This window comes from Streptomyces katrae, from assembly GCF_000966975.1.
Taxonomy (GTDB): domain Bacteria; phylum Actinomycetota; class Actinomycetes; order Streptomycetales; family Streptomycetaceae; genus Streptomyces; species Streptomyces katrae.
This window is the reverse complement of sequence record NZ_JZWV01000629.1, coordinates 1-5,463: the sequence shown is the minus strand read 5'-3', so window position 1 is coordinate 5,463 and position 5,463 is coordinate 1. Positions and strand designations below refer to the sequence as shown.

Below are 5,463 nucleotides of genomic sequence, written 5' to 3'. Positions count from 1 at the left end.
GACAGGTGCAGGGCGAGCGCGGCGCCGGTGAGCACGGCGAGCACCCGCCGGGTCCACAGGTAGTGCCCGGGGCGGCGCAGGTAGAGCCAGACCAGGAACAGGACGGTCGCCGGGAAGTGCACGGCCGCGTAGTAGGTGTTCGCGGCGTGGACGACGGTGTCCGAGTGGAGCAGGAGCCGCTGCACGGCCCCTTCGCCGGGCAGGTGCAGGGCGCGTTCGGCGTCCCACACCCGGACCGCGTTGTGGTGGGCCTCTTCGGTGCGGCCCGTCGAGAGCATCCGGCCCGCCTTGTACACGGCGAACAGGCCCGCGACGAGCAGCAACTCGCGTATGAGCCGGCGCCGGGCCGCGCCCGCGGGGGCGGTCGGCCGGCCGGGTGTGGTGTGGGAGGTCATCCCCCGGTCTCACTTCTTCTTCGGGTGGAGCGGCGTGCCGTCGCTTCGGTCGGACCGATTCCGATCGACACGCCAGTGTATCGATACATTCGCGTATCGATACGATGGTGTAGCGATAAGCCCCGGGGGCCTTACACTCGGGAGCACGACCTACCGTCCCGTGAGCTCGCGAGGAGAGCCGCACCCCATGACGTCCACGCCGCAGACCGCCGCGCGCCGCTCCAAGATCAGCCCGGAGCGCGAGCAGGAGTTCTACGACGCCGTCCTGGACCAGTTGCGCGAGCACGGGTACGAGGCCCTCACCATGGAGGGCGTGGCGGCGCGGGCCTGCTGCGGCAAGTCGACGCTCTACCGGCAGTGGAAGACCAAGCCCCAGCTGGTCGCCGCCGCCCTGCGCGCGAGCCGTGCCCGGCGCGGCGAGCGGACCCTGGCGGACGTGGACACCGGGAACCTGGCGGAGGACCTGCGCGAGGCCGCCCGGATCGCGGCCGGTACCTCCGGGCGCGACACCCGCCTCACCCAGGCCCTCGGCAACGCCGTGCTCAGCGACGAGGAGTTGCAGCGCGCCCTGCGCGAGGCGCTGGTCGAGCCGGAGCTGGCCGCCTTCGACACGATCGTGGCGCGGGCCGTGGCGCGGGGCGAGATCGCCGCGGACCACCCGGCCGTGGAGTTCCTGGCGGCGCAGCTGATGGGCGTCCTGCGGATCCGGCCGGTGCTGGAGGGGCGCTACGCGGACGCCGACTACCTGGTCAGGTTCGTCGACGCGGCCCTGCTGCCCGCCCTGGGCATCGGCCCCGGAGACCATCCGGCCACCTGAACCGGTGGGCCGCCGTTCACGATGACCGGACGGCGACCCGCTCGCGCTGCCTCGTGGGGACGGCGGCAGCGCGCCACCCGGACGGGTCGGCGGCCCTCCCGAGCAGGGGGACCGCCGCCCCGTCCGGTCCGGAAACCCTCTGGTCCCTAGCCCCGGGCCGCGCCCATCAGCCGGGTGTACTCCTGCGGGTCCGCGTCGAAGCCGTGGGTCCGGGCGTCCAGCGTCCAGCCGCCCTCGCCGTCCCGGAGGAACTCGGCGACGGTGGCCGCCGTGGCCCCGGCGAGCCCGGCGAAGTCGCCGGTGGCGAGGTCGGTGTGGCCCTCGCGGATGCGCAGCCCCGTGCCCGCGACGGCGGAGAAGACCGTGCGGCCGGGGGTACCCGCCGGACCCGGGTCCTGGATCACCACCCCGACCACCACGCGGACCAGCTCCGGGGCCAGCCGGTCCAGTTCGAGGGTCATCACCTCGTCCCAGCCGAAGCCCTGCCCGTTGCGGCTGTCCCGGTCGAGGGTGATCGTGCCGTCGGGGGCGCGGCTGCCGAAGTGCACGAGGTAGACGGACTGCCCGTACGGGTCGCCGGCCCCGAAGACCCCGGCGACGAGGTCCAGGTCGTGCGGGGGCGTGCCCGCCGGGCTGGGGTCCCAGCGCAGGGATATCTCCACCTTGGCCAGGCCCTTGCGTACTCCGGTCACCGGACTCCCCCTCCACTGGGCCGCCGCGGGCCGTGTCCCCCACGTGCGGCCCGGCCATGCTGCCACGCGTTCGTGATCACCGGGCGGACCACCGTACACAACCGGCCAGTCGGCGGCTCAGCCCGCGGGGGGCACCCGTACGGTCTCCACCCAGTCCGGCGGCTGCGGCGCGTCCGGTCCGATCAGCGCGGCGATCACCCTGCAGGGCAGGGAGCCGTCCGGCCAGGGGGTGTAGCCGTCGGTCAGGACCACGACGACGTTCGGCCGGTCCGGTACGTCCAGCGCGGCCGCGATGCCCACCCGCATGTCGGTGCCGCCGCCCCCGGCCAGGGTCACCTGCTGGGCGCTGGTCACCCGGTTGACGGCCTGTACGTCGGCGTCGCAGGCCAGCACCGCGACCCGGTTGCCGCCGACGCCGACCTCCCGCAGCACCCCGGTCACCTCGCCCAGGGCGGCGGCGAGTTCCTCGTCGCCCATCGACCCGGAGGTGTCCACGACGATCGCGACCCGGGGCAGCGGCCGGCGCAGGCTCGGCAGCACCACGCGGCCGCCCAGGGCGGGGGTGCGGCGCGAGGGGCGGCGGTAGGTGTAGTCCACGGCGCCGCCCGCCCAGGCCGCGGCCTCCCGTACCGCCCCCGTCAGGGCGCGCCGCCAGTCCACGACGGGCTCCAGCACCTGCTCCGCCCAGCGTTCCCAGCCGGCCGGGACGCTGCCGCGGCCCCGGGTGCGCCGGTGGGCGCGTACGGCCTGGGCGGTGGTCCGGCGCAGCGCCTCCGCCTCCACCGGGCCGATCCGGGCGGTGCCCTCGCCCCCGCCGAGTTCCCAGGGGGCGGGCACGCCGTGCGCGCCCGATCCGCAGTCCACGTGCTGGTGCGGGGGCGTGTGCGGGATGGCGGGCAGGTAGCCCTCGAAGAGGCCGCCCGTGGGGAGGCCGAAACGGCCCGGCTCCATCCGGCCCTCGGGCAGCCGGAGCCCGTCGGCGAGGAGGTCGTCGTTGATCTCGCAGTCCTGGGCGATGTTGATCCGCAGCGGATCGCGCTGGTCGGCCGCGGGAAGGCGGTCGGCCCGGCCGTGGTGGTCGCGCAGCAGGTGGGCCACCTCGTGGATCCACACCCCGGCGAGCTCCGGCACGGGGGTCCGGTCCACGAACCCGGGCGAGACGTAGCAGCGCCAGTGCCGGTCGACGCCCATCGTGGTCACCCCCGCCGGCCCCGGGGAGGGGACGACGGTCAGCGCGTACAGGGCGGAGGCCAGGTAGGGGCGGGCCTCGGCCGCCGAGTAGCGGGCGGCGAGGAGCTTGGCCCGGTCCAGGGGACGGTCCACGGGTGCGGCCCGCCCGGTCAGCGGGCGCCGGGGAGGGCGCCGGCCAGCTGGAGCAGTTCCACGAAGGCGTCGATCCCGCCGCCCCCGGTCCAGGACAGGTCGCGCATCGCGGCCAGGTCGGCGGCGGCGCGCGCGGCCACGTCGGGCACGCCCGCGTCGACGGCCTTGGCGAGCACCGCCCAGCCGGCCTCCCAGCGGCGCCGGGTGGGCTCGCCCTGGACGGCGGCCACGACCGCGATGAGGAAGGCCAGCTGCCGGTCGCCACGCTTGGGCAGGGCGAAGGCGTCGGGGTCGGCCAGCACCTTCTCGGGGTCGGGCAGGTCGAGGTTCTCCAGGTAGGCCAGCAGCTCCAGGCCCGCGCCGTCGCCGACGGCCCCGGTGAGCGCGGCGGACAGCGCCTCCCGGCCCGCGCCGGACGCGTACCCGGTGGCCAGCAGGCGCAGGGCCATCTCCCAGGTGCGCGGGGAGGGCCAGGCCCGGCCGCGGCCCTCGGCGTCGTTCGGCATGTGGTGGACCAGGCCGGGGCGGGCGGTGAGGAAGCCGGAGATCACGCCGCGGGCGCGGGCGGCCGCCCCGGAGGCCCGGGCGGGGTCGACGGCGGGCAGGGCCGTCTCGGGCCAGGTGCCGGCCATGCCTCGGGCGACCGTGCGGGCGTCGTGGGTCCAGTCGAGGTGGACGAACCGGTTGGCGAGCGGCGGGCTGAGGTGCCAGCCGTCGGCTGCGCTGGAGGGCGGGTTCGCCGCCGCCACGATGCGTACGGAGGCGGGGAGTTCGAGGCTGCCGACGCGGCGTTCCAGGACCACGCGCAGCAGTGCGGCCTGGACGGCGGGCGGGGCGGAGGACAGCTCGTCGAAGAACAGCAGCCCGTGCCCGGTGCGGGCCAGGCGCACCGCCCAGTCCGGCGGGGCCATGGGCACGCCGGTGGTGGCGGGGTCGTCGCCCACGATGGGCAGCCCGGCGAAGTCGGAGGGCTCGTGGACGCTGGCGATGACGGTCTCCAGCCGGACCCCAAGGGCGTCCGCGAGCCGCTCCATGCCGGCGGACTTGCCGATGCCGGGCTCGCCCCACAGGAGGACGGGCTGATTGGCCGTCACCGCCAGGGCCAGTGCCTCCAGCTGGGGGTTGGCGGCGGGTTCGGTACGGGTGGCGCCGAGCCGGGCGTTGAGGGCGTCGGCGGCGGCCAGCGCGGGCGCCGGCCGGGTCGGTGCGGTGGTCATGCTTCCCCTGCCTCGCCGTTGCCGTTGCCGTTGCCGTTGCCGTTGCCGTGAGTGTCGCCGACGGCCGCGTAGCCGTCGTCGGGGTCCTCGGCTTCTTCCGCTTCCTCCCACTCCTCCCGCTCGTCCATGAACTCGTCGTACTCCTCGGAGCCGATGCCGGGGTGCCGCTCCTCGACGAGTTCCTTGAGGAAGGCCAGGTCGGTCCGCTTGTAGCGGCGCACCACCTGGCCCAGCGACAGGCTCATCTCGTCGACGACGTCGGTGCGGGCGCCGGCCGCGAGGAGCGCGCGGACCAGGGAGGCGGTACCGCCGTTCTGGACGGCGCACAGGAGCGGGGTGCGCTCGGCGTCGTCCTCCCGCTCCAGGTCGAGGCCGGCGGCCAGGAGCCGGGGCAGCAGCTCTTCGTGGCGTACGAACGGCAGCAGGTGCAGCAGGCCCTGTCCGCGGCCGTTGCGCACGCGGGGGTCGATGCCCGCGTCGAGGAGGGCGAGCACGCCCGGGGTGTCCCCGTGCTGGACGCGTTCGAGCAGCTCGCGCCGCTCGGCGCGCAGGGCGCGCGGCAGCCGGCCCTCTCCGGTGGTCCAGGCGTCGCGTACGGCGAAGCAGCCCGCGACGGCGCCTCCGAAGGCGCGCATGGCGCGCTCGCGCTGCTGCTCCTCGGCGGTGTGCGGGATCTCGATCGCGCCGTCCCGCGAGCGCACCTCGTGCCACTCGCCGACGCAGCGCACGCGGACGCACGCGGACGGGCCGCGGCGCGGCGGGGGCGGGCGGGCCCGCGGCCGGGCCGGCTCCGGGGAAGAGGGCTCCGGCGACGAGCGGGTGCAGCTCGTGCGGGGCGGTCCGGCCGGTGCGGACCAGGTACGGGTCGGGCAGCGGCTGCCAGGCATGGTCGGGCAGCCGGGGGACGTCGCGCACGGTGTCGGCGTCGACGACCCGCATCAGCAGCCCGTGCTCCGCGCCCGCGCCGGCCGGTTCCAGCAGCATCAGGCCGCGCCAGTGCGGGGCGAAGCGGAACCGCT

General features: G+C 76.1%; 7 protein-coding genes. 2 read left to right on the top strand and 5 right to left on the bottom strand.

Going from position 1 to position 5,463, the window contains the following annotated elements:
- The coding region (locus tag VR44_RS22475; protein ID WP_045949378.1) for a phosphatase PAP2 family protein at window positions 1–395 on the bottom strand (395 nt) is incomplete at its 3' end.
- Between the two features lie 187 nt (window positions 396–582).
- Between VR44_RS22475 and VR44_RS22470 the strand changes: the two genes are divergently transcribed.
- Window positions 583–1,212, top strand: coding sequence for a TetR/AcrR family transcriptional regulator (locus VR44_RS22470; protein WP_045949377.1), 630 nt, complete (start codon window positions 583–585; stop codon window positions 1,210–1,212).
- Window positions 1,213–1,358: 146 nt separating this feature from the next.
- Here VR44_RS22470 and VR44_RS22465 read toward each other — a convergent pair whose 3' ends face one another.
- The 4 genes from VR44_RS22465 to VR44_RS41400 all read right to left on the bottom strand — a co-directional run bounded on the left by VR44_RS22465 (window position 1,359) and on the right by VR44_RS41400 (window position 5,172).
- Window positions 1,359–1,904 (bottom strand): TerD family protein, encoded by a 546-nt coding sequence (locus VR44_RS22465; RefSeq protein WP_045949376.1) that lies wholly within the window; start codon window positions 1,902–1,904, stop codon window positions 1,359–1,361.
- Between the two features lie 117 nt (window positions 1,905–2,021).
- Window positions 2,022–3,227 (bottom strand): vWA domain-containing protein, encoded by a 1,206-nt coding sequence (locus tag VR44_RS22460; protein ID WP_094191840.1) that lies wholly within the window; start codon window positions 3,225–3,227, stop codon window positions 2,022–2,024.
- Between the two features lie 17 nt (window positions 3,228–3,244).
- Entirely contained in the window at window positions 3,245–4,444 is a 1,200-nt protein-coding gene (locus VR44_RS22455) for an AAA family ATPase (protein WP_045949375.1), read from the bottom strand.
- Window positions 4,441–5,172, bottom strand: a complete 732-nt coding sequence (locus VR44_RS41400; RefSeq protein WP_052713768.1) for an ankyrin repeat domain-containing protein — start codon at window positions 5,170–5,172, stop codon at window positions 4,441–4,443. Before VR44_RS41400 ends, VR44_RS22455 begins: the two co-directional genes overlap by 4 nt.
- Before the next feature lie 91 nt (window positions 5,173–5,263).
- Between VR44_RS41400 and VR44_RS46460 the strand changes: the two genes are divergently transcribed.
- A partial coding sequence (locus VR44_RS46460; RefSeq protein WP_045949374.1) for a hypothetical protein occupies window positions 5,264–5,463 on the top strand: 200 nt, incomplete at its 3' end.

Bases quoted from the DNA above. Each gene is read 5' to 3' on its own strand.
- VR44_RS22470 (WP_045949377.1), top strand. From the start codon at position 583: ATGACGTCCACGCCGCAGACCGCCGCGCGCCGCTCCAAGATCAGCCCG.
- VR44_RS22455 (WP_045949375.1), bottom strand. From the start codon at position 4,444: ATGACCACCGCACCGACCCGGCCGGCGCCCGCGCTGGCCGCCGCCGAC.